We start from the raw sequence: 236 nt of genomic DNA on the forward strand, positions 1-236 counted from the left end.
GCGTGAAAACCGCGTACAAGCCATTATGGAATCCTTCGGGGTGCAAACCGTTTATCATGCAGCAGCTTATAAACATGTGCCTTTAGTGGAACACAATGTGGTTGAAGGCGTGCGTAACAACGTATTTGGTACCCTTTATACTGCTAGGGCGGCTATTGCGGCAAAGGTTGAGACTTTTGTGTTAGTGTCTACCGATAAAGCGGTGCGACCCACTAATGTTATGGGCACCACTAAAC

1 protein-coding gene is annotated in these 236 nt (G+C 47.0%); it reads left to right on the forward strand.

Annotated features, from left to right (window positions below):
• The coding region (locus AAEY78_RS14990; protein WP_352340297.1) for a polysaccharide biosynthesis protein at positions 1-236 on the forward strand (236 nt) is incomplete at both ends.

It is taken from the genome of Psychrobacter sp. 16-MNA-CIBAN-0192 (genome assembly GCF_040309565.1).
Taxonomy (GTDB): domain Bacteria; phylum Pseudomonadota; class Gammaproteobacteria; order Pseudomonadales; family Moraxellaceae; genus Psychrobacter.